Source organism: Streptomyces sp. NPDC028368, assembly GCF_055565615.1.
In genome coordinates this window covers 339,443-362,785 of sequence record NZ_JBVHTY010000003.1, presented here as the reverse complement: position 1 = coordinate 362,785, position 23,343 = coordinate 339,443, and the positions used below count along the sequence as shown (strand labels likewise).

The window sequence follows — 23,343 nt, the reverse complement described above, 5'->3', positions numbered from 1 at the left end:
CGCCTCATGCCTTCCGGGTGTCCTTGCGGTACAGCCAGGCCGCACCGCCGGCGAAGACCACCAGATAGCCGGCCAGTATCGCCATGTCCTTGAGGTGTGGCGCGCCGCCGGCCTCGACGGCCGTGCCCAGGGCGGCGTACGCATGGGTCGGGCACCACTCGGCGATGTTCTGCACCCACTGCGGCAGGATCGTCAGCGGCATCCACAGGCCGCCGAGGAACGCCAGGCCGAAGTAGAAGAGCATCGCGATCGGGCGGACGGCGTCACCGGTGGCCATATAGCCGATGGCGACGCCCAGGGCGGCGAAGACAAAGCTGCCGAGCCAGGTGCCGAGGGCGATGGTGATCCACTGCCAGGCCTCGAGCCGGACGCCCTTGACCACCGCGGCGACGATCATGACCAGCAGGATGGAGGGCAGGCTGACCGTCGCGGCAGCGCCGATCTTGGCGGCGACATAGCCGCGGCCGGGCAGGGCCGTCAGCCGCAGCTGGCGCACCCAGCCCTTCTCGCGCTCCTTGGCGATGCGTTCGCTGTTGCCCAGCAGGACGGCCGTCATGGCACCGAATGCTGCCATGGAGACCATGAAATACAGGCCCATGTCCAGCTTCGTGCCGGGGATCGGCTTGCTGTCCGCGCCGCCGGCGATGATCAGATACAGCGCCGGCGGATAGATCACCGAGAAGAACATGAACTTCTTGTTGCGCAGCGCGCGGACGATCTCCAGCTTGATCAGAGTGGTCATCGTGCCGCCTCCTCGGCGGTGGCAGGGGTCGCGTCGGATGCCGTGGTGATGGCGATGAAGGCCTGTTCCAGGCCGAGGCCGGAGACCTCGAGATTGCGGGGGTAGGCGCCGAGGCCGTAGAGCGCGTGCACGGTCGCGTCGGCGTCCTGGGACTGGATCCGCACCGTGTGGACGGCGCCCTCGCTCCGCTCGTGCCCGGAGATCTCCAGCGAGGTCAGGAAGGGCAGGCCGTGCAGCGCATCGCGGTCGAAGGGCCCCTCGAGGTCGAAGGTGACCCGGCGGGCGCCGGCCTTGGCCTTGATCTCGGCGGCGGTGCCGTCGGCGAGCACCCGGCCGCGGTGCAGCACGATCACCCGGTCGGCGATCTCGTCGGCCTCTTCGAGGTAGTGGGTCGCGAACAGGACCGTACGGCCCTGCTGCGCCTGCTGCCGCATCGCGCCCCAGAAGGTCTGCCGGGCCGTGACATCCATGCCGGTGGTCGGCTCGTCCAGCACGATCAGGTCGTTGGCGCCGGCGGTGGCCAGGGCGAAGCGCACCCGCTGCTCCTGGCCGCCGGAGAGCTTGTCGACCAGCCGGTCGGCGATCTCGGTGATGCCGGCGGTGGCCATGATCTGGTCGAGGGGGTAGGCGTGCGGGTGCAGATCGCGGGCGAGCCCGACCAGTTCCCTGACCTTGACGCCCTCCATCAGGCCGCCGCTCTGCAACATCGCGCCGACCTTGCCCTGCTCTATCGCGCGCTGCGGGGTCGTCCCGAAGAGCGAGAGGGCCCCGGAGTCGGGGCTGCGCAGCCCGAGGAGCAGGTCGAGGGTGGAGGACTTGCCCGCGCCGTTCGGCCCGAGGAGGGCCACGGTCTCGCCCGGGTACAGCTCCAGGTCCAGGTCGGCCACCGCGCGCACCGCGCCGTAACTCTTGCTGACCTTCCGGAAGCTGACCACGGGAGCCCGGCCCGCGGCGCGCGCGGCGGTGGCTGTGGTGGTGACTGTCGTCGTCATGCTCATAAGCCTCACGGATCCGCGGGCCGTCCGGCAGTGTCAGACGTACGCACTCCGTCGTGACAGATGTCATGGGTGAGGCCCCCTGGGGGATTCCCTGAGGAATCGCCCAACGGGGGCCTCCACCTGCGGATTCGCGCCGCAGGGCGGTCAGTTGCCGTCCGGGGTGACGGTCACGGTGCGTCAGCGCCGATCGTCTGGATCCGCTCGGCGGGCGTACGGCCCAGCAGCGCCTTGCCCACTGTGCTCGCCACCAGCGCCGGGGTGACCGGCTTCTTGGCGCCGCTGCCCGAGGTGACCGTCACGCCGTTGAACGTGTCGCCGTAGAGCTGCTCGAGGGCCGACAGGTCGTAGTACGGACCGAACTTGCCGTCCGGGCCGACCCTGAAGGACAGGAACTTCGGGATGGACTTCTGCGGGCTGAAGGAGACCGAGTGCGTCGCGTCCGTACGGACCGTCACCAGTCCCGACATGGCGGGTTCGGCGAAGAACTTCATCGCCTTGTCCACCTCGGCCTTGCTGACCTTCGGCTGCTGGGTGGCGGCGGCCAGCACGACCGGGGTGTCGGTGCCGGTCGAGGCGCGGTCGCGGTAGGCGTCGGACACCTTGGTCTTGGACGCCTCGGTGCCGACCGATTTGTACGGCACGCCGTAGTGCGGCACGGCCTTGCCGTTCTCGAAGGTGATTCCGCCGTCCTTGGAGGCGCCCGCGGGACCGGCCACGTTCTGCAGCGCGACGCCCAGCTTCTCGTCGTCGACGGTCATCGACGGCTTGGCCACACGGGTGCCGCCGAACAGCGAGCCGATGACGGAGATGGGGTTGTAGTCCCGGCCGGCCGCGTTGCGGACCGTCTCCTGCAGATCGATACCGAGGCCGGCCCTGCCGGGCTGGAGGGTGACGGCCTTGCCGCCGACGGTGAGCTTGAGCGGCTCGGTGAGCCGGCTGCCCAGCTCCTTCTCGAGCTTCTTGACGGCATCGTCCTTGGTGGTGCCGCCGATGTCGACGCCGAGCGCCGTGGTGCCGTTGGGCACATCGGCGTGGTCGAGCAGCAGACCGGCGCCGTAGGCGATACCCACCAGGGCCACCAGGCCGACGCCCACCAGGACGATCTTGTTACGCCCCTTCTTGGGCGGGTTGATCGGCTCGGGGATCTTGCGCCGCGGCGCCGGGGCGGCGCTCTGGTCGCCGTCGGCCGGTGCGGAGGCGAACGGCGAGGGGGACGACGGGGCGTCGGCGGTCGTCGGGATGCCGCTGACCAGGGTGTCGCCGGATACCCGGCCGTGGGCTGCGTCCCCGCCGCGGGCGGCGGCGTCCGCGCCGACGGCACCGGGGATGCCGCCCTTACGGCCGCCCTTCTTCGCGGCGCCGGGCGCCGCGCCGGCCACGCTGCCGGGCAGCCCGCCCGAGATGCCTCCCATGACGCCGATGCCGTTGCCCGGCCCCGCCAGCGGGGGCGCCGGGGGCTGCGGGGTGAGTTCGGCGGTGTCGCCGGGCCTGCCGGGTGTGCCGCCGAATCCTGTCGCGGGCTCGCTGAAGCCGGCCGGGAGGTTCAGCGCGCTGTCGCCGCGCGCCGGGCCGGTCGTCGGGCCGCTCGGGGCCGCGGGACCGCCGGCCGGCGGGGTGTCGAAGGGGCTGTGCTCCCGCGCCGGCGCCGGCGCGTCGAACGGCGAACCGCCGTCGTGCGCGCCGCCGTCGAACGGGGAACTCTCGAACGGCGAACCGCCCTGCGGCACCCCACTGTCGAACGGCGAACCGCCCTGCGGCACCCCGGCGTCGAACGGCGCACCGCCGCCCGGCGCCGCCTGCCCGTCGGAGAAGTAAGGCAGATCGGGGCGCTGCGGGGGCTTGGCGCCCGCCGGGCCGCGGGGCGGCGTCGCGGCGGGCGGGGCGGGCGGTGCCGCATGCGTTCCGGTGGTCGACGCGCCGCCGCCGGGCCCGGCCTGCGGCTTGCGCGGCGCGAACCAGTCGCTGGTCTTGTCGCCGGGACCGCCCGCGGGCGGCGCATCGGCCGAGGCATCGGGCCGCGGGGTGTTCGCCGTCCGCTCGCCGCTGCGTTCGGCGCCGCGTACCGGACGGGACGGGCCTGGGGAACCGGCGGAACCGCCGGGTGCAGCCGATGCGTTCATGCCGGACTCCTCACCGACGGGCTTGCGCACGACGACCGGCGGGATGGGGCGGGACCCCGGAATGTTGATCTTGATCCGCGTCGTCAGCGTGGTCTCGGTCTTCGGCTCCTCCGGCCGGTCCGCGGACTTGTCGGCGTTTCCCCCGGGCGAGCCGTACGGCTGCGTGCCCGAGGGGTACGCCGCTCCGCCACGGCCCTGGGGGCCGGAGGACGAACTGTCAGATTCACGACTCAAAGCAGGTTCTCCCGGTTGGCTCCGCCGCTCGTCAGAGATGATCCCCGGCCTCAAGCCGAGAGGTGCCCCCAGGGCGGCGCGGCGGCGCGCACCACCATACTGGCCGCCGCCGACGGACACCCGAAGAGCGTACGAACACCGTCGGCACGGGCGAACCCCCGGTACCCGGATCGATTACCGGGCACCGTGTGGCATCCGTCCGGATATGGACCACGTCATCCACCAACTCGGCCGTGCGGTACGGCCGTAGCGCGCCGGAGGGCGACGGTGGCACAGATCACAGCGAGCAGACTGCCGCCCCCCAGATAGAGGGACGAACTGATCCCCGCACCGAACAGGAAGTCACCCTCGGGCCGGATGTTGCCGAGCAGGACGACCAGGGTCACCAGCCAGCCCGCGCCCGGCACCAGCGCGCCGGCCAGGGTGCCGGTCGCCGTGGCGCCACCGTAGAAGAGCCCGCCGATTCCGGCCAGTGCCAGCAGCAAACCGCCCGGGAACCATGCCGCTTGGACGAGCGTCCCGGCCAGCGCGACCAGCACGCTCGCGACCAGCAGCAGCACGTACAGGCCCACCCGCCCCGGTGTCACCGGCGCGGACATCCCGTTGGCGGGGCGGGGGGAGGCGGGGGGCGTGCCGGAGGTGCCGCCGCCGCCCGCCCTCGACCGGCGGCCGTTGGCCGGGTTGTCGGCGGCGCCGCCGCCCTTTGCCGTACTCATTCAGCGGCCTCCTCTCTCCGGACGTTCCCGTCCCTGTCCGCACTTACGTCACTTGCGCCGCTTACGTCGATTCCCGCGAAAAGGTCGTCCTCGCGCGCGCCTTCCGCGGCGCCCGGGACACCATGCACCAGCCGATACTGCTCGCGGCCGAACAGCGGCTGCCCCAAGTCGTTGGAGAGCGCGAAGAACGGCCCGTCGACCGCGATCTGGGTGTAGTGGGCGCGCATCGCGGCGGTCTTGGCGGCCGCGTACGCCGGGCTGCCGTCGATGGACGCCGCGACCTCCGCGTCCGGCACCACGCCCGGGACGTCGTCCACGGAGGCGATTCCGGGGAAGCTGTGGCCGGCCGCCGTCAGCCGCGCGAAGCCCTCCTCGACGTCCGAGCGGGCGTTGCAGTTCCAGTAGATCTTCTCGATCGCGTACGCGGGACCCAGATCGGGCCGGAACTCCGCCTGCCCGGCGAGTTCCGCGCCACGCATCGCGACGCGGTGCGCCTGGATGTGGTCGGGGTGGCCGTATCCGCCATTCGGGTCATAAGTGACCAGAACCTGCGGCCGGGTCTCGCGGATGACGGCCACCAGATGGGCGGCCGCCTCGTCGAGATCCGCCCGCCAGAAGGCGTTCGGCCGGTCGTTCTGGGGGGCGCCCATCATCCCGGAGTCGCGGTAGCGGCCCGCGCCCCCGAGGAAGCGGTGGTCGGTGACGCCCAGGGCCGCCATGGCGGCGGCCAGCTCGCCGGTGCGATGGGCGCCCAGGGTGTCGTCGCGATCGGGCGCCAGATGGGCGAGCTCGGCGGGTATGACCTCGCCTTCTTCGCCGAGTGTGCAGGTCACCAGCGTGACCAGCGCGCCCTCGGCCGCGTACTTGGCCATGGTCACGCCGTTGTTGATCGACTCGTCGTCCGGGTGCGCATGCACCAGCAGCAGACGGCGGGCGGGCATGTCGGTGCGACGCGCGGAGCCTCCGCCGGGGGCGGTGGCGGGCCGGGGATGCCTCCCAGCGGTGGCTGGGGGAGGGTGGGCGGTCATGCGGACAGCCTACGAGCCGCCCGCGCCGCCTTCAGCGCACGATCCCGGTCGCCGCCCATACGCCCGATCGGAGTACGGACGTACCGCGACGGCGCCCGGGTCGGTCCCGGGGCGAGGCGTCCGGCCCCGGGGCAACCGGCGAGCGGATCAGAACTTGATGTTGCCGAGCATGCTGGCGACGTTCGTGGTCAGCTGCTTGACCGTGGGGGCGATGGACGAGCTGGCCAGATAGAAGCCCAGCAGCATGCAGATGAACGCATGCCCGCCCTTCAGCCCGGCCTTCTTGACAAGCAAGAAGACGATGATCGCCAGCAGCACCACCGCCGAAATCGAGAGTGCCACGGCGGCTCACCTCCAAGTACGCATGGACCGGACAGAGTTGATGGTGCGCGGACCGCCTCGACGAGCCGCACACCGGGGTATGCCATGGGCTCTTTACCCCGTACTCACGACGCGCAAGGGATCATAACTTTCCGTCCGAGCGCATAAGTCGGTGCACAGGAGCAGAGGAGGGGCGCACGTGATCTTCGCGAGTGCGACCACGGTGAGTCCACGCCCCTCTAGGCTCGGCCCATGACCGGACAGCCTTCCTTTCCCCGGCAGTACGCCCGTACGCAGCGCTTCACGCTGGGCGCTCCGCGCGGCTACGCCCTCTCGCCCGACGGCGCCCGCGTCGTCTTCCTCCGCTCCGCCGCGGGTACCGACCGCGCCCAGCGGCTGTGGGTCCTCGACCTGGACGAGGGACGGGAGTTCACGGCCGCCGACCCGCAGAAGCTGCTGGCCGGTGCGCACGAGGAACTCTCCGCGCAGGAGCGGGCGCGCCGCGAGCGTACCCGGGAAGGATCGGCGGGCATCGTCGACTACGCGGTTGACGCCGCAGTGGAGTTGGCGGCCTTCACCCTCTCCGGCCGGCTCTTCGTCTGCGAGCTGCGGGCCGGCACCACACGCGAACTCCCCGTCCAGGGACCGGTGGCCGACCCCCGGCCGTCGCCGGACGGGCGGCAGGTGGCGTTTGTGGCCGACGGGCGGCTGTGTGTGACCCCGGCGGACGGCGGCGCGAGCGGGACGGGGCACAGCGGCGGGGAGCGGGTCCTCGCCGAGCCCGACGGCCCCGGCGTCACCTGGGGACTCGCGGAGTTCATCGCCGCCGAGGAGATGGACCGTCACCGGGGCTACTGGTGGTCGCCGGAGAGCGACCGGGTGCTGGCCGCACGGGTCGACGACTCCCCGGTGCGACGCTGGTGGATCTCCGACCCGGCCCATCCCGACCGCGCGCCCGCCCAGGTCGCGTACCCGGCGGCGGGCACCGACAACGCGGTGGTCACGCTGGCGCTCCTCGGCCTGGACGGCTCCCGTACGGACGTCACCTGGGACCATGCGCGCTACCCCTATCTGGCGCGAGTCCACTGGTCGGCGGCCGGCCCGCCGCTGCTGCTGGTGCAGTCCCGCGACCAGCGCGACCAGCGCTATCTGACGATCGACACCCGCACCGGCGCGACCCGCACCGTGCACGACGACGAGGACGAGGCGTGGGTCGAGCCGTTCCCCGGGGCGCCCGCCTGGACACCGGACGGCCGTCTCGTGCGGATCGCGGACGAGGGCGGCGCGCGCAAGCTGTTCGTCGGGGACCGCCCGCTGACCGGCGCGCCGCTGCATGTCCGCGCGGTTTTGGACATCGGGGAGGACGACGTCCTCTTCTCCGCGAGCGGCACCGATGTGAAGGACATCGGCGTCTTCCGCGCCTGGTTCCGGGGCAGCGGCGACCAGGGCGGCTGGGAGCGGGTCGGGGAGCGCCCGTATCCGACGGTGTCCTCCGCGGTGCGCGGCGGGGACCTGGTGGTGCTCTCCCAGGCGTCGGCGGAGCGGCCCGGCGCCCGGGTGGAGGTGGTGCGGCTGGATGCGGACGGCGGCGAGAAGACCCTCGCCACGATCGCTTCGTACGCCGAGGAGCCGGCCCTCACCGCCCGCCCCCGCTTCGTACTGGCCGGTGAGCGGGAGATCCCGTGCGCGGTGCTGCTGCCGACCGGCTATACGGAGGCCGACGGCCTGCTGCCGGTGCTGCTCGACCCGTACGGCGGGCCGCACGGCCAGCGCGTGGTCGCCGCGCACAACGCCTATCTCACCTCCCAGTGGTTCGCCGACCAGGGATTCGCGGTGCTCGTCGCGGACGGCCGGGGCACCCCGGGGCGCTCCCCCGGCTGGGAGAAGGCGGTGTGCAGGAACCTGGCCTCGGTCGTCCTCGAGGACCAGGTCGACGCGCTCCAGGCGCTGGCCGGATCCTTTCCCTTCGACCTGGAGCGGGTGGCGATCCGGGGCTGGTCCTTCGGCGGCTATCTCGCCGGACTCGCCGCGCTGCGCCGCCCCGATGTCTTCCACGCGGCGGTGGTGGGCGCCCCCGTCACCGATCTGCGGCTGTACGACACGCACTACCAGGAGCGGTATCTGGGGCACCCGGACGAGGAGCCCGCGGTCTACGCCGACAACTCGCTGATCACCGACGAAGGGCTGTCGGGAGCGGTGGAGCCGCACCGGCCGATGCTGATCGTGCACGGGCTGGCCGACGACAATGTGGTGGTGGCGCACTCACTGCGGCTGTCCTCGGCGCTGCTCGCGGCGGGCCGCCCGCACGAGGTGCTGCCGCTGTCCGGGGTGACCCATATGACGCCCCAGGAGCAGGTGGCCGAAAACCTGCTACTGCTCCAAGTGGACTTCCTGAAGCGGTCGCTGCGCATGACGTGACGGGCCGGCCGGCCGACGGGGACTCACCAGCCGGGCGGGAGCGTGGACGGCGGGGGCGGGGCGTGCGGCGGCCGCTGGGCGCCCGGGGAGGCGCCGTACACGGCCGCCCTGCCCGCATCCCCGTCCGGCACACCGGGCCGGGCCGCCACGACGACGGCGGCCAGCGCGGCGGCCGCCACCAGCAGCGCGGTGCCCAGCTCCAGCTGCGCCTGACCGGGCAGCACCGGGAAGCGGTCCAGCTTCCCGGTGCCCGAGGCGAAGGCGAGCGCCGTGGCCGCCTGGGCCAGCAGCAGGACGGCGGCCGTCATCGCGGCGGGCCGCGCCCACGGCGCCCGGCGCAGCGCCGCGACGGCGCCCGTCAGGGCCAGCAGGGCGAGCGCCGCCACCTGCCAGTGCACCGGGGGCTGCAGCAGCGCCCGGAAGACGGAGGCATCGCCCAGCAGCCCCTTGCGGTAGGTGTCCCAGCCCAGCCGCAGCCACCAGTGGACCTCCCAGGCGGCGAGGGCCAGCCCGGCGGTGCCGAGGAGGACGCCGAGCGCGCGGGCCGGTCCCTTGCGCGGGCGGCCGGGGGTCTCGTCCGTCTCGTCGTACGTCAAACGGTGGACCACGCCGTACGCCGTCTGCGCCACCCCGCGCAGGTCCCGGTGCGCGCTCCTGTCCGGCCGGCGGCCCACCGCGGTCGCGATGATCACCACCACGGCGAGCACGAGCTGGGTGCCGGCGGTCAGCCTGGCCCGTCCGGTGAGCCCGCTCTCCAGGCCCTGCAGCCAGCCGGCGCCCAGCATCCACAGCAGCGGGAGCCGCAGCAGCGCGGTGGCGGCCGCCAGGGCGAGCAGCGCGCCCGCGGCCACGGACGCGGCGGCCCGCAGCGCGGTGACCCCGGCGGCGAGCGCGCCGATCACCAGGAGCGGGTCGAGCGCCGAGGTGGCCCAGGCGGTGAACTCGCCGGGCCGGCGGGCCTCGCCCAGCCACGTCCACCACAGGTCGGCGGGGTGCTGCGCGATCTGGAGGTCCCGGATGATCCAGGCGGTGCTCAGCAGCGCCATCAGCAGACAGGCCGCCGCGCCGATGCCTCGCGCACCACTGCTGAGACCGCTCTTGTGCCTGGTGGACACGGCCCGCCCCCGTCCGCGTCGATGCGCCTGATCGTCCTCGGCGGCCGCCGGTGCGGCGACGCCTACCGCAGGTCTACTGCACGCAGAGGACCGGGACAACACACGCGCACCGGGGGCGGCACATGCCGGTCGAACGGCAACCGGCCGGGAGCCCGTCTGGTGGCCCCCGGCCGGTCTACGGCACCCGCACGGCCGTACGTTGTTCATGATTCCGCGTCCGTATATCGGTGTTACGACAGCGAAGTTGCCTTCTTGTTAAAGAAGTTAAGTGCGAAATGTCCCCCATGCCGCACATGAGACCGGCCTGTCAAGCACGCCCGTGCGTCAATCTGCGCAATCTTCGCTCAAGAAGCGGACGACCCGCACACCGGCACACCGCATACCCTTGACTCCGCCATAAATCACTTGCGAAAGTCGCGCTCATCCAGCGGTGCGACTCTGCGCCGCTTCACGTTCCAAGAGAACTCGGCGCGGGGGCACTTCGCGATGACTAGTCCATCCCAGACCGCGGCAACCAAGTCCGACACCCCAGGGCTTGATTCCAAGGGTCTGAAGAAGGCGAAGGACGGCAAGGACGGTGAGCTCGTCGGCCGTTCCCCCGGACAATTGATGTGGCGGCGCTTCAAACGCGACCGCACCGGCGTGGTCTGCGCCATCATCGTGCTGGGCTTCTTCGCCGTCGCGGCGCTGGCGCCGGTGATCGCCTCGCTGTACGGCAAGAATCCGTACACGTTCTACGGCAACGAGGACCCCAGCCTCTTCGACGAGTTCGGCTATCCGATGGGGGCCAACGGCGGTATCTCCGGCGATTTCTGGTTCGGAATCGAACCCGCGCTGGGCCGCGACCTGTTCACCTCATTGCTCTACGGCATGCGCATGTCTTTGGGGATCTCGGTGGCGGTGACCATTCTGGTGGTCATCACCGGCACCATCCTGGGCGTGACGGCCGGCTATCTGGGCGGGAAGACCGACTACTGGCTCGGCCGGGTCATCGACTTCCTGCTCGCCTTCCCCAGCCAGCTGACGTTCGTGGCATTCATGCCCGTGGTCGTCGCGTTCTTCATCCCGCCGGGCGACGAGACCCCCACGTATGTGCGGGTGGTGGCCCTGATCCTGGTGCAGTGGGCGCTGGGCTGGATGGGCCTGGCCCGGCTGCTGCGCGGCCAGGTGCTGTCGCTGCGCGAGCGGGAATTCGTCGAGGCCGCGAAGATCACGGGGGCCTCCCCCTGGCGGATCATCCGCAAGGAACTGCTGCCCAACGTGGTCACGCCCATCCTGGTGCAGGCCACCTACATGCTCCCGCTGTTCGTCACGGCGGAGGCCGGCCTGTCCTATCTGGGCGTCGGCATCATGGAGCCGACCCCGGACTGGGGGCGGCTGTTCCACACGGCCGGCATGGTCTACGAGAACGACCCGACCTTCTTGCTCTTCCCCGGCGCCGCGATGGTGATCTTCGTGCTGTGCTTCAACCTGCTCGGGGACTCGGTCCGGGACGCCTTCGATCCCAAGTCCGGGCGTTGATCGTCCATGTGAGGGGGGCTGCTGTCACCCCCGCGCCGGTCCCGTACCGGATGCGTCAGACAGCACATCTGGACCACAACTGACAGGCAGGTGCTTGGATCCTCATGAACGTTCTATCTACGCGCAGAGCACGCGCGGCGATCGTGGCCCTGGCGGCCGGTTCGCTCGCGCTCACCGGATGCAGCAGCGGCGGCGGCACCGGCAAGGACAAATCACAGACCGAGAAGGACGCCGCGGCGCAGGCCAAGGCGGTGCCGCTGGGTACGGTCGCCGACTCCACCGGTCCGGCGACCGACGTCAAGGGCTCCCGCAAGGGCGGCACCATCCGCGTCTACCAGCGTGACAGCTTCAATCACCTGGACCCGGCGCAGATGTACGTCAGCGACCTCGGCGACCTGTCCAAGCTGATCTTCCGTGGTCTGACCACGTACAAGCAGGACGACAAAGGCAACAAGACGGTGGTCGGCGACCTCGCCACCGACGCGGGCCAGATGTCGGACGGCGGCAAGACCTGGAAGTACACGCTCAAGGACGGCATCAAGTTCGAGGACGGCAAGCCGATCACCTCGAAGGACATCCGCCACAGCATCGAGCGGATGTACGCGAAGTTCATCACCGACGGCCCCACCTACCTCCAGACGTGGCTGTCCGGTGAGGGAACCAAGTACCGCAAGGCGCTGCCGGACGGTCCGTACAAGGGCGACCACCTGCCCAAGAGCGTCCTGGACACCCCGGACGACAAGACCGTCATCTTCCACTTCCTCAAGCCGCAGTCGCAGGTGCCCTACGCGCTCGCCATCGCGGGCTACAGCGCCGTCCCGGACAGCGCCAAGGACACCAAGGACAACTACGACGTCAAGCCGGTCTCCTCCGGTCCGTACAAGTTCGCCTCCTTCAAGGAGGGCAAGTCCGCGAAGCTGGTGCGCAACACCAACTGGGACCCGAAGACCGACCCGGCGCGCCACCAGTACGTCGACGGCTACGACATCACGTTCAACCACCAGTTCTCGGACTCCACCAAGCGCCTGATGGCCGACCAGGGCGAGGCCAAGAACGCGATCAGCTTCACCAACTCGGTGGAGCCGACGCAGACCAAGCAGGTGCTGGACGACGCCAGTGCCAGCAAGCGCCTGGTGCAGGGCTACCAGCCCTACGTCTGGCAGATGAACATGAACATGGACCGCATCAAGGACAAGAAGATCCGCGATGCGATCACCTACGCCATGCCGAGCGCCCAGATCGTGCGGATAAACGGTGGCAGCTACGGCGGTGAGATCGCCGGCGGTCTGCTCGCCCCGACCGTCGCGGGCTACGAGAAGGGCTACGACCCCTACGGGAAGCTCAAGCACCCCAACGGTGAGCCGGAGAAGGCCAAGAAGCTCCTCAAGGAGGCCGGCAAGACGGGCATGAAGCTCGTCTACGCCTACTCCAACACCGAGATCCGCCAGAAGGAAGCCGCGGTCGTCGAGGACGCGCTGAACAAGGCCGGCTTCAACGTCCAGAAGAAGGAGGTCGACTCCGCCTCCTGGTACCAGCAGATGGGCAAGGTCGACAACGGCTTCGACATCTACATGACCGGCTGGGGCCAGGACTGGGCGGACGCCTCCACCGTCATCCCGCCGTCGTACGACCCCCGGCAGATCCAGGACGGCGCGGCCAACTACTCCCACATCCGCGACAAGCACATCAGTGACGAGATCGACCGCATCGCGAAGATCACGGATGTCACGAAGCAGACCGCGGAGTGGCAGAAGCTGCACCACTACATCGTGGAGAAGGTCAACCCGGCAGCCCCGGTCTTCTACACCAAGGTGCTCCAGCTGTACGGCTCCAACGTCGGTGGTACGCGCTACAACAGCGACACCAACTACCTGGACCTGAACACGCTGTTCCTCAAGAAGTAAGCAGCAAGCAGCAAGCGCCCGAAGGCAGTCCGGAGAGCGCGCGGCACGGCGGAGCGCGCGCTCTCCGGGACCTTCCCCGCCACCCCCTCACTCCCCACTGCCGCCGCCGTCCTGAGAGCAGCGATCTGCCATGCTTCCCTTCCTATTCCGCCGGACCCTCGGCGCGGTCATCATCCTTCTCCTGCTGAGCGCCTTCACCTTCTTCGTGTTCTTCTCCTCGGGTGACCCGGCGATGATGGCGTGCGGCAAGAACTGCACCGCCGACAACGTCGCCCTGATCCATCACAACCTCGGCCTCGACAAGCCCCTGACGACGCAGTACTGGGACTTCCTCGTCGGCATCTTCGCCGGCCGCGACTACACCATCGGCCACTGCAACGCCCCCTGCTTCGGCTACTCCTTCGCCACCAAGCAGGACGTCTGGTCGACGATGATGGACCGGCTGCCCACCACGGCGTCGCTCGCCATCGGCGGCACGGTCGCCTTCCTGGTCATCGGCCTGGGCGCCGGTCTGCTGGCCGCCTGGAAGAAGGGCTCGCTGCTGGACAAGACCGTCACCGGCGCGTCCATGGTGCTCAGCTCGGTGCAGATCTACATCCTGGGCCCGATCGTGCTGGGCATCTTCGTCTACAGCGGCATCATGGCCTCCCCCAAGTACGTGGACTTCACCAGCAACCCGGCCGGCTGGTTCATGGGCCTGCTGCTGCCGTGGCTGGTGATGTCGACGATCTTCACCGCGCAGTACACGCGTATGGCGCGCTCGACGATGATCGAGCAGCTCCAGGAGGAGCATGTCCGTACCGCCAAGGCCAAGGGCATGTCCTCGCGTTACGTCTTTCTGCGCTACGCCTGGCGCGGCTCGCTGATCCCCATCGTCACGATCCTCGGCATCGACCTGAGCTCACTGTTCGGCGGCGCCATGATCACCGAGTACACCTTCTCGCTGGCGGGCCTGGGCCGGCTGGCGATCAACTCCGTCATCACCCTCGATCTGCCCATGATCCTGGGCGTGCTGATCTTCAGCGCCGCCCTGATCCTGGTGTTCAACATCATCGTGGATGCGACGTACGCCCTCATCGACCCGCGCGTGCGCCTGTCCTAGGAGAGCCTGAAGTGACCACACTCACCAAGACCGAGGATGCGCCGGTCCCGACCGGGTCGGACCCCTTCCTCTCCGTCCGCGACCTGCATGTCCGGTTCTCCACCGAGGACGGCATCGTCAAGGCGGTCGACGGCCTCTCCTTCGACCTGGAGCGCGGCCAGACGCTCGGCATCGTCGGCGAGTCGGGCTCCGGCAAGTCCGTCACCAACCTTGCCGTCCTGGGGCTGCACAACGCCAAGACGACCGAGATCACCGGCGACATCACCCTGGACGGCCAGAAGTTGACCGGGGCCAGGGAGAAGACCCTGGAAAAGCTCCGCGGCAACAAGATGGCCATGATCTTCCAGGACGCGCTGACCGCGCTCTCGCCGTACTACACGGTGGGCCGGCAGATCGCGGAGCCGTACATCAAGCACACCGGCGCCAGCAAGCGCGAGGGCCGGCAGCGGGCCATCGAGATGCTGACCAAGGTCGGCATCCCACAGGCGACGCTGCGGGTGGACGACTATCCCCACCAGTTCTCCGGCGGTATGCGCCAGCGCGCCATGATCGCCATGGCGCTGATCTGCAACCCCGAGCTGCTGATCGCGGACGAGCCGACCACCGCCCTGGACGTCACCGTCCAGGCGCAGATCCTGGACCTGCTCAAGGACCTCCAGCAGGAGTTCGGGTCCGCGATCATCCTGATCACCCATGACCTGGGCGTGGTCGCCAACACCGCGGACGACCTGCTGGTGATGTACGCCGGCCGGGCCGTGGAGCGCGGCTCCGTCAAAGAGATCCTCACGCAGCCCCGGCACCCCTACACCTGGGGCCTGCTCAGCTCCATGCCGCGGCTCTCCTCGGACATCAGCGAGGCCCTGCACCCGATCCCCGGTTCCCCGCCGAGCCTGCTCAACCCGCCGGACGGCTGCGCCTTCAACCCGCGTTGCGGCTTCGTCGACCAGGTCGGCGGTACGCACTGCACCACCGAGCGGCCGCCGCTGGCACCGGGCCGCGCCGCCGCGTGCCATCTGACCGCCGAGCAGAAGCAGTCCGTCTTCATCGAGCAGATCAAGCCCCGGCTGGGCTAGGGAGCCATCACCATGACAGACAACGTCACTCTCCCCGCGCCCCGCGACCTCGCACCCGTCCCGGGCGAGCCCCTGCTCACCGCCGAGGGGCTGACCAAGCACTTCCCGATCCACGGCGGCTTCCCGTTCAAGCGGAAGGTCGGGGCGGTGCAGGCCGTCGACGGCCTGGACCTGACCGTGCACGCCGGCGAGAGCTTCGGCCTGGTCGGCGAGTCGGGCTGCGGCAAGTCCACCACCGGGCGGCTGCTCACCCGGCTGATGGAGCCGACCTCCGGCAAGATCACCTACGCGGGCCAGGACATCACCCACGCGGGCCGCAAGCAGCTGGCACCGATCCGCTCCGAGATCCAGATGATCTTCCAGGACCCGTATGCCTCGCTGAACCCGCGGCAGACGGTCGGCACCATCATCGGCGGCCCGATGGAGATCAACGGGATCAACCCGCCCGGCGGCCGGGAGAAGCGGATCCGCGAGCTCCTGGAGACGGTGGGTCTCAACCCCGAGCACTACAACCGCTTCCCGCACGAGTTCTCCGGCGGCCAGCGCCAGCGCATCGGCGTCGCCCGCGCGCTCGCCCTGGAACCGAAGCTGATCGTCGCCGACGAGCCGGTCTCGGCGCTGGACGTCTCCATCCAGGCGCAGGTCATCAACCTGCTCCAGAAGCTGCAGCGCGAGCTGGGTATCGCGTTCCTCTTCATCGCCCACGACCTGGCGATCGTCCGCCACTTCAGCGAGCGGGTCGCGGTGATGTACCTCGGCAAGATCGTCGAGATGGGCACCCGCGACGAGATCTACAACCGGCCGCGCCACCCGTACACCCACGCCCTGCTCTCGGCCGTTCCCGAGGCCAAGCTGGTGGAGGACGAGAGCGAGGACCGCGAGCGCATCCGCCTCGCCGGCGACGTCCCCTCGCCCGTCAACCCGCCCTCGGGCTGCCGGTTCCGCACCCGGTGCTGGAAGGCCCAGGACAAGTGCGCGACCGAGGAGCCGCCGCTGGTCCAGCTCGGCGGCAACGCTGCGGGGCACCTGACGGCCTGCCACTTCCCGGAGGAGCCGACGACCGCGGCGCGGGGCGAGGACATCGTCCTGGACCCGGCGCTGGCGGCCATCGAGGCGGCGGACGGCCCGTCCGGCTCCGGCGCGGAGGGCTCCGGCGGCAAGAGCCTCTGACCGCTCTCAGACGGGGGTGTCCGGCCCTGCGGGCCGGGCACCCCCGCTTCGCTGTCCGGCGGCCCCGCTATTCGCTCGGCACCACATGCCGCTCCTCCGCGAAGTGGCAGGCCGAGTCGTGCCGCGCCGGGCCTTCGGTCTCCCGGAACACCTCGGGTACCGCCAGCGGCGGCTCGACCTCGGCACACAGCGGCTGCGCCTTCCAGCAGCGGGTACGGAAGCGGCAGCCGGAGGGCGGGTTGGCGGGCGAGGGGACGTCGCCCGCCAGCAGGATGCGCTCACGGCGTTCGCGGGCGTCCGGGTCCGGTACGGGCACGGCGGACAGCAGCGCCTGCGTGTACGGGTGCGTGGGGTGGTCGTAGATCTGCTCGTCGGTGCCGGTCTCGGCGATCCGGCCCAGGTACATCACCGCGATCCGGTCGGAGATATGCCGTACGACGGACAGATCGTGCGCGATGAAGACGTAGGACAGGTCGAACTCGTTCTGCAGCTTCTCCAGCAGATTGACCACTTGGGCCTGGACCGAGACATCCAGCGCGGAGACCGGCTCGTCCGCGACGATGATCTCCGGCCGTAGCGCGAGCCCGCGCGCGATGCCGATGCGCTGCCGCTGGCCGCCGGAGAACTGATGCGGATAGCGGTTGATGTATTCCGGGTTGAGCCCCACCACGTCCAGGAGTTCCTGGACCTTTGTCCGGCGGTCTCCCTTGGGGGCCACCTCGGGGTGGATCTCATACGGCTCGCCGACGATGTCCCCGACCGTCATCCGGGGATTGAGGGAGGTGTAGGGGTCCTGGAACACCATCTGGATGTTGCGCCGTACGGCCTTCATCGCCCGCCCTGACAAGGTGCTGATGTCCTGGCCCTGGTAACGGATCTGACCGGCCGTCGGCCGCTCCAGCCCCACCAGCATCTTGGCGAGCGTCGACTTCCCGCACCCCGATTCGCCGACGATGCCCAGCGTCTCGCCCTTGCGCAGATCGAACGAGACCCCGTCGACGGCCTTGACCGCGCCGACCTGCCGCTTGATGAGCACGCCCTGGGTCAGGGGATAGTGCTTGACCAGATCGCGGATCTCGAGGATCGGTTCGCCGACCGCCGCCCGTGCCCGGGGGCCCTCACCGTGCGCCATCCAGGGTCTCCTTCCAGAAGTGGCAGGCGCTGGCCCGGCCGGGGCCCACGTCGTAGAGCGGCGGGCGGTCGGTGCGGCAGATGTCCTGGGCGAGCGGGCAGCGCGGGTTGAAGGGGCAGCCCGGCGGGATGGCGGTCAGATTCGGCGGCAGGCCCTTGATCGCGTACAGCTCCTGGCCCTTGTGATCCAGCCGCGGGATGGATTCCAGCAGTCCGCGGGTGTACGGGTGCGCGGGCGCCTTGTAGAGCTGGTGGACGGGGGCGGTCTCCACGATCCGCCCGGCGTACATCACGGCGATGGTGTCGGCGACATCCGCGACCACCCCCAGATCGTGGGTGATCAGAATCAGCCCCATGCTGTACTCGCGCCGCAGCTCCGCGAGCAGATCCATCACCTGCGCCTGGACGGTGACATCGAGCGCCGTGGTCGGCTCGTCGGCGATGATCAGGTCGGGGGCGAGGGCGAGCGCCATCGCGATCATGATGCGCTGGCGCATCCCGCCGGAGAACTGGTGCGGATAGTCGCCCACCCGCTCCCTGGCCGCGGGAATCCCGACCCGCTCCATCAGCTCGACGGCCTTGCCCCGCGCCTCCTTTCGGGAGCGCCCTTCATGCACCTGGAACATCTCCCCCAGTTGCGCCCCGACGCTGAGCACCGGATTCAGCGAGGACAGCGCGTCCTGGAAGATCATCGCCATCTTCGCGCCCCGGACCCTGCGCCGCTCCTCGTTGCTCATCCGCAGCAGATCGCGTCCCTGGAAGATGATCTCGCCGCCGGTCACAAACCCCGGAGGCGAGTCGAGAATGCCCATCACGGCCTGCGCGGTGACGGACTTGCCGGAGCCGGACTCCCCCAGCACCGCCAGCGTCTGCCCCGCCGCCACGCGATAGCTGACGCCGTTGACGGCCTTGGCGATGCCGTCCCGCGTACGGAACTCCACCCGCAGGTCACGCACGTCCAGGAGGGCCGCATCCCCCGCGGACGGCGCTTCCTCCTGGGTCATCGGCTCGGTCATCTGCCCACTCCTCAGCGCAACTTGGGGTCGAGGGCGTCGCGCACCGCGTCCCCGAGCATGATGAACGCCAGCACCGTGATGCTCAGCGCGCCCGCGGGCCACAGCAGCATGTGCGGGGCGTTGCGGATGTAGGTGGAGGCCGCGGAGATGTCGATGCCCCAGGAGATGGTCGGCGGTTTGAGGCCCGCGCCGAGGTAGGACAGCGTCGCCTCCAGCGCGATGTACGTGCCGAGCGCGATGGTGGCGACGACGATGACGGGCGCGATGGCGTTCGGGGCGATGTGCCGCAGCAGCAACCGCCCGTTGCCGGCGCCCAGTGCCCGTGCCGCCTGGACGTAGTCGTTCTGTTTGGCGGTGACCACGGCGCCGCGCGCGATGCGGGAGATCTGCGGCCAGCCCAGCAGCACGATGAAGCCGACCACCGGCCAGACGGTGCTGCTGGTGACGACGGACAGAAAGACCAGGCCGCCGAGGATCACCGGGATGCCGAAGAAGATGTCCGCGAGCCGCGACAGCAGGGTGTCCCACCAGCGGCCGAAGAACCCGGCCAGCCCGCCCAGCAGGCTGCCCAGCAGGGCGGCGCCCGCGGTGGCGCAGACGCCGACGGTGATGGAGGCGCGGGCGCCGTAGACCACCCGGGTGTAGACGTCGCGGCCCTGGGTGTCGAAGCCGAAGGGGTGGCCGGGTGCGGCGCCTGCCTGTGCCTTGGCCAGATCCGCGCGGTAGGGGTTGCCGGTGGCGATCAGCTGCGGCCAGATCGCGATGAGCACCAGGAAGACGATGACCAGCGCGGACACCAGGAAGACGGGGTTACGGCGCAGATCGTGCCAGGCGTCGCTCCACAGGCTGCGCGGCTTGCCCGTGGGCTCACCACCGGGGGGACCGGCCGCCGGGACGCGCTCCAGCGACTCGGCCTCGCCGATGGCCAGCGCGGCGCTGCCGCCGTCCCCATGGCCGATGGCTTCCTTCGGAACGTAGGGATCAGGCATAGCGGATCCTCGGGTCGAGGACGGCGTACAGCAGGTCGACGACCAGGTTCGCGATCAGGAAGACCAGGACGAGAATCGTCACGAAGCCCACCACGGTCGGCGAGTTCTGCCGCAGGATCCCCTGGTAGAGCTGGAATCCCACGCCGTGGATATTGAAGATGCGCTCGGTGACGATGGCCCCGCCCATCAGCGCACCGATATCGGTACCGATGAAGGTGACGACCGGGATCAGCGAATTGCGCAGCAGATGGCGGGTGATGACCCGGTGCCGGGGCAGCCCTTTCGCGATGGCCGTGCGGACGTAATCCGCGCGGGCGTTCTCCGCGATGGAGGTACGGGTCAGCCGGGTGACGTAGGCGAGGGACACCAGCGCCAGCACCAGCCCCGGCAGCAGGAGTTCACCCAGCGGCGCCTCGGTGGCGACGGTCGGCGCCGCCCAGCCCCACTGCACCCCGAACAGAAACTGCAGCACATAGCCGCTGACGAAGGTGGGGATGGAGACCACGACGAGGGTGAGGAGCAGTACCGAGGTGTCCACGCTCCGCCCGCGCCGCAGACCGCTGAAGACGCCCAGCACGACGCCCACGATGATTTCGATGACGATGGCCACCAGCGTCAGCCGCAGGGTGACCGGAAAGGCGTCGGCCATCAGCTCGGTCACCGACTGGCCGTTGAACGCGGTGCCGAAATTCCCCTGGAAGATCTGCCCCATGTAGTGCAGATACTGCTTCCACAGCGGCTGGTCGAGATAGAGATCGGCGCGGATCTGGGCGGCGGTTGCGGGGTCGGGTGCCCGGTCGCCGAACAGTGCGGCGACCGGGTCTCCGAGTGCGTACACCATGAAGAAGATCAGGAACGTGCTGCCGATGAACACCGGGATCATCTGGAGCAGCCGCCGGATCACATAGCGTCCCATGAGCGGGGCCGGGGGGCCTCACACCACCTTGATCTCGTTGTAGACGGGAACGCTGAACGGGTTCAGCGACACATTGCTGATCCGGTCGGAGTAGCCGCCGCTGCCGTTCTGGTACCACAGCGGAATGGACGGCATCTGTGCGACCAGCACCTTCTCCGCGTCCTGGAATTTCGCGACGGCCTTGGCGGTGTCCGTCTGCGCATTCGCCTCATTGACGAGCTTGTCGAAGTCGGGGTTGCTGAACTTGCCGTCGTTGGAGGCCGCGTCGGTGTAGTACAACGGCTGCAGGAAGTTCTGGATCAGCGGATAGTCCATCTGCCAGCCGGCCCGGAACGGCCCGGTCATCTGCTTCGCGTAGATCTTGTTGCGGAAGTCCGCGAACGTACCGACCGGGGCGCCGACACATGCCTTGTCGCTGCCCAGCGAGTTGTTGATGCTGTTGCAGATCGCGTCGATCCAGTCCTTGTGCGATCCGGTGTCCGCGTTGTAGGCGATGGTCATCTTCCCGCCGGGCAGCCCGCCGGCCTCCTTGATCAGCTGCTGTGCCTGGTCCGCGTGGAACTCACAGAACTGGCCGCACAGCCCCGCCTTGTAGCCCCCTTTCGCCCCCAGCACCGGCGAGGTCCAGTCCGTGGCGGGCGTCCGCGTCTTCTGGAAGATCTCGTTGGTGATCTGCGCGCGGTCGATCGCCATCGAGATGCCCTGCCGCAGCTTTTCCTTCCCCGGGCCCCAATTCTTGTCGTACATGGGGAAGGTGAGGGTCTGAATGATTCCGGCCGGCTGATTGATGTAGCGGTTTCCGAGGTCCTTCTTGACGTTCTTGAGCTGTGCGGCGGGCACATCGTCGACGAAGTCGAGGTTCCCCGCCTGCAGGTCGGTGTAAGCGGTGTTGTTGTCCGTGTACACCCGCAGATCGATTCCGCCGTTCCGGGCCGGGTCGGACCCCGGATACTTCCCCCACTTACGCATCTTCATCACGGTGCCCTTGGTGTACGAGTCCACCGTGTAGGGGCCGTTGCCGACCGGCTTCTTCAGCCAGGCGTCGTGATCCTTGTAGAAGGCCTGCGGCAGTGGCATGAACGCCGAGTAGCCGAGGGTGTCCGGCCAGCTGGAGAACTTCTGATGGAGCTTGACGGTAAAGGTCTTGTCGTCCTTCACCGTCAGCCCGGACAGCGTCTTGGCGGTCGGGGTGCCACTGCTCGGATGCACCTTGTCGAATCCGTCGATGTACTGGAAGAAGGAGGCGTTCTTCTGCTTGTTGGTGAGCAGCGCGCCGTAATTCCAGGCGTCGACGAAGGACTTGGCGGTGACCTTCTCGCCGTTGCTGAAGGTCCAGCCGCTCTTCAGCGTCACCGTGAAGTTCTGCGAGTCCTTCGTCTCGATCTTGTCCGCGATGACGTTCTCGGCGGCGCCGGTCGTGGGGTTGTAGCGCTTGAGCCCCCGGAAGAGCATCTCCATGACCTTGCCGCCCTGCACCTCATTGGTGTTCGCGGGCTCCAGCGGATTCTGCGGATCTCCCCAGGACGAGCTGACCACCCCGGAACTCTCTCCGCCGCCGCCACCCCCTCCGCAGGCCGTGGCCGCGAGGGCCACGGCGACGGCGCATACGGCCCACTTCGCGCGCGTAGCTCCACGCATGGGGTGCTGCCTCCTCAGGTTTTCCGAAGCCCTTTGGCTCTATACGAGCGCAAAAGACCACATAATGCGCTCACCGCTTACCGGCAGCGCCCTGAAAACCCTAGAAATCCCCCGTGTGGCCCCTGTCGGATGGCCGCATTACCGCCCGCTCGTCGTCTTCCCGGGGTGACGGGGGCGCGGCGACGGGCCGCACCCCCGCCCCGCGCCGTCCCCTACACGTGATGCACGGACTCCACCGAGAACAGCCGCGGGTCATAGCTCTCGGCGATCGCGGCGGCCTGCGCCATATGCTCCCGCGCCACCGGATCGGACAGCATCGCCGTGAAGTGCGCCTCGCTCTCCCACTGCGCGTCATTCACGACCCGCTCGCCATCCTCGCTCGCGTGAATATTCGCCGATATGAACCCCAGCCGCCCCTGCATCACTTCCTCGGTCGCCCTGGCGAGCAGGGCCACCAACTCCCCCTGGCGCTCCGGCACTACGGTGAACACATTGATCAACGTGGCGACATCGCGCCCTGCTGCGATGCGTGTGGTCTCTCCCATGCGGCCACCCTGCCAGGGACCACTGACAACGGGGTGCGGGAAGCGGCCGGGCGGTACCCGGTGGCGGTTTGCGATCAGCGCCTGCCCGGCTTCGTCATGCGCCGGCTCTTCCCTTCGGCGTGGCGGCGGCCAGCGCCCGCAGGACCCGTACGAAGCTCTCCCGCTCCGCGGCCGGGAACCGGGCCAGGAGTTCCTCTTCCGCCCGCTGGATGTCCCTCTGCACGGCGTCCCGCAGCCGGCGCCCCTCGGGGGTGAGCGACAGCAGCCGCACCCGCCGGTCGCCGGGGTCGGGGCGGCGCAGGATCAGCCCGCGCGCGTCCAGATCATCGAGTACGGCGATGATGCGGGTCTTGTCCGCCCCGATGGCCTCGGCCAGCGCCGCCTGGGAACGGATCGGGGTGTTCTCGAGCCGCAGCAGCACCGCGTAGGCCCACATGGCCAGGCCGTGCCCGTCCAGGATCGGCTGCTCGGCGGCCATCAGGGCGCGGCCCAGCGGTACGACCATGGCCGCCAGGTCGGGACGGCCGGACCCTTCCCCGGATCGCCCGGATTCCACGGATTCCCCGGATTCCCCGGTTGCCGCGGATTCCCCGGATGCCGTCTCCCTGTGCGCTGCGTGCTCGGCCATGCCAAGAAAATACCTCTT

Annotated in this window: 20 protein-coding genes; 6 read left to right on the top strand and 14 right to left on the bottom strand. The window is 69.6% G+C overall.

Going from position 1 to position 23,343, the window contains the following annotated elements; genetic code table 11:
• Nucleotides 1–4: 4 nt before the first annotated feature.
• The 6 genes from ACZ4S3_RS08710 to ACZ4S3_RS08685 form a co-directional block, all read right to left on the bottom strand.
• Entirely contained in the window at nucleotides 5–742 is a 738-nt protein-coding gene (locus ACZ4S3_RS08710) for an ABC transporter permease (protein WP_467928525.1), read from the bottom strand.
• A complete protein-coding gene (locus ACZ4S3_RS08705) occupies nucleotides 739–1,734 on the bottom strand; it encodes an ABC transporter ATP-binding protein (protein ID WP_467928522.1) in 996 nt (331 codons plus the stop codon). Before ACZ4S3_RS08705 ends, ACZ4S3_RS08710 begins: the two co-directional genes overlap by 4 nt.
• 173 nt (nucleotides 1,735–1,907) lie before the next feature.
• The gene (locus tag ACZ4S3_RS08700) at nucleotides 1,908–4,094 is read right to left on the bottom strand and encodes a hypothetical protein (RefSeq protein WP_467928518.1); all 2,187 of its coding nucleotides are present in this window, start codon (nucleotides 4,092–4,094) and stop codon (nucleotides 1,908–1,910) included.
• Nucleotides 4,095–4,309: 215 nt separating this feature from the next.
• Entirely contained in the window at nucleotides 4,310–4,810 is a 501-nt protein-coding gene (locus ACZ4S3_RS08695) for a DUF6113 family protein (protein WP_467928515.1), read from the bottom strand.
• The gene (gene mshB, locus ACZ4S3_RS08690; RefSeq protein ID WP_467929675.1) at nucleotides 4,807–5,751 is read right to left on the bottom strand and encodes an N-acetyl-1-D-myo-inositol-2-amino-2-deoxy-alpha-D-glucopyranoside deacetylase; all 945 of its coding nucleotides are present in this window, start codon (nucleotides 5,749–5,751) and stop codon (nucleotides 4,807–4,809) included. Before mshB ends, ACZ4S3_RS08695 begins: the two co-directional genes overlap by 4 nt.
• Before the next feature lie 234 nt (nucleotides 5,752–5,985).
• Nucleotides 5,986–6,180 (bottom strand): hypothetical protein, encoded by a 195-nt coding sequence (locus tag ACZ4S3_RS08685; protein WP_467928512.1) that lies wholly within the window; start codon nucleotides 6,178–6,180, stop codon nucleotides 5,986–5,988.
• A gap of 231 nt (nucleotides 6,181–6,411) precedes the next feature.
• Between ACZ4S3_RS08685 and ACZ4S3_RS08680 the strand changes: the two genes are divergently transcribed.
• The gene (locus ACZ4S3_RS08680) at nucleotides 6,412–8,577 is read left to right on the top strand and encodes a S9 family peptidase (RefSeq protein WP_467928508.1); all 2,166 of its coding nucleotides are present in this window, start codon (nucleotides 6,412–6,414) and stop codon (nucleotides 8,575–8,577) included.
• A gap of 23 nt (nucleotides 8,578–8,600) precedes the next feature.
• Here ACZ4S3_RS08680 and ACZ4S3_RS08675 read toward each other — a convergent pair whose 3' ends face one another.
• Entirely contained in the window at nucleotides 8,601–9,692 is a 1,092-nt protein-coding gene (locus tag ACZ4S3_RS08675) for a hypothetical protein (RefSeq protein ID WP_467928503.1), read from the bottom strand.
• A 486-nt stretch (nucleotides 9,693–10,178) separates the two neighbouring features.
• On the opposite strand from ACZ4S3_RS08675, the gene ACZ4S3_RS08670 reads away from it, so the two are divergent.
• The 5 genes from ACZ4S3_RS08670 to ACZ4S3_RS08650 all read left to right on the top strand — a co-directional run bounded on the left by ACZ4S3_RS08670 (nucleotide 10,179) and on the right by ACZ4S3_RS08650 (nucleotide 16,462).
• Nucleotides 10,179–11,213, top strand: coding sequence for an ABC transporter permease (locus tag ACZ4S3_RS08670; RefSeq protein WP_467928499.1), 1,035 nt, complete (start codon nucleotides 10,179–10,181; stop codon nucleotides 11,211–11,213).
• Between the two features lie 104 nt (nucleotides 11,214–11,317).
• Nucleotides 11,318–13,117, top strand: coding sequence for an ABC transporter substrate-binding protein (locus tag ACZ4S3_RS08665; protein WP_467928495.1), 1,800 nt, complete (start codon nucleotides 11,318–11,320; stop codon nucleotides 13,115–13,117).
• Between the two features lie 130 nt (nucleotides 13,118–13,247).
• A complete protein-coding gene (locus tag ACZ4S3_RS08660; RefSeq protein ID WP_467928491.1) occupies nucleotides 13,248–14,219 on the top strand; it encodes an ABC transporter permease in 972 nt (323 codons plus the stop codon).
• An 11-nt stretch (nucleotides 14,220–14,230) separates the two neighbouring features.
• The gene (locus ACZ4S3_RS08655) at nucleotides 14,231–15,292 is read left to right on the top strand and encodes an ABC transporter ATP-binding protein (RefSeq protein WP_467928487.1); all 1,062 of its coding nucleotides are present in this window, start codon (nucleotides 14,231–14,233) and stop codon (nucleotides 15,290–15,292) included.
• Between the two features lie 12 nt (nucleotides 15,293–15,304).
• On the top strand, nucleotides 15,305–16,462 hold the full coding sequence (locus tag ACZ4S3_RS08650) for an ABC transporter ATP-binding protein (protein WP_467928484.1): 1,158 nt from the start codon (nucleotides 15,305–15,307) through the stop codon (nucleotides 16,460–16,462).
• A 67-nt stretch (nucleotides 16,463–16,529) separates the two neighbouring features.
• Here ACZ4S3_RS08650 and ACZ4S3_RS08645 read toward each other — a convergent pair whose 3' ends face one another.
• The 7 genes from ACZ4S3_RS08645 to ACZ4S3_RS08615 all read right to left on the bottom strand — a co-directional run bounded on the left by ACZ4S3_RS08645 (nucleotide 16,530) and on the right by ACZ4S3_RS08615 (nucleotide 23,325).
• On the bottom strand, nucleotides 16,530–17,594 hold the full coding sequence (locus tag ACZ4S3_RS08645) for an ABC transporter ATP-binding protein (RefSeq protein WP_467928480.1): 1,065 nt from the start codon (nucleotides 17,592–17,594) through the stop codon (nucleotides 16,530–16,532).
• The gene (locus ACZ4S3_RS08640; RefSeq protein ID WP_467929672.1) at nucleotides 17,581–18,597 is read right to left on the bottom strand and encodes an ABC transporter ATP-binding protein; all 1,017 of its coding nucleotides are present in this window, start codon (nucleotides 18,595–18,597) and stop codon (nucleotides 17,581–17,583) included. Before ACZ4S3_RS08640 ends, ACZ4S3_RS08645 begins: the two co-directional genes overlap by 14 nt.
• Nucleotides 18,598–18,620: 23 nt before the next feature.
• Entirely contained in the window at nucleotides 18,621–19,598 is a 978-nt protein-coding gene (locus tag ACZ4S3_RS08635) for an ABC transporter permease (protein ID WP_467928477.1), read from the bottom strand.
• Entirely contained in the window at nucleotides 19,591–20,514 is a 924-nt protein-coding gene (locus ACZ4S3_RS08630; RefSeq protein ID WP_467928474.1) for an ABC transporter permease, read from the bottom strand. Before ACZ4S3_RS08630 ends, ACZ4S3_RS08635 begins: the two co-directional genes overlap by 8 nt.
• Before the next feature lie 18 nt (nucleotides 20,515–20,532).
• Nucleotides 20,533–22,152 carry a peptide ABC transporter substrate-binding protein gene (locus ACZ4S3_RS08625; RefSeq protein WP_467928472.1) on the bottom strand — a complete coding sequence of 540 codons (1,620 nt, stop codon included), beginning with the start codon at nucleotides 22,150–22,152 and terminating at the stop codon, nucleotides 20,533–20,535.
• Nucleotides 22,153–22,364: 212 nt separating this feature from the next.
• The gene (locus ACZ4S3_RS08620) at nucleotides 22,365–22,697 is read right to left on the bottom strand and encodes an antibiotic biosynthesis monooxygenase family protein (protein WP_467928467.1); all 333 of its coding nucleotides are present in this window, start codon (nucleotides 22,695–22,697) and stop codon (nucleotides 22,365–22,367) included.
• Nucleotides 22,698–22,791: 94 nt separating this feature from the next.
• The gene (locus ACZ4S3_RS08615) at nucleotides 22,792–23,325 is read right to left on the bottom strand and encodes a MarR family winged helix-turn-helix transcriptional regulator (RefSeq protein ID WP_467928462.1); all 534 of its coding nucleotides are present in this window, start codon (nucleotides 23,323–23,325) and stop codon (nucleotides 22,792–22,794) included.
• Nucleotides 23,326–23,343: the final 18 nt, after the last annotated feature.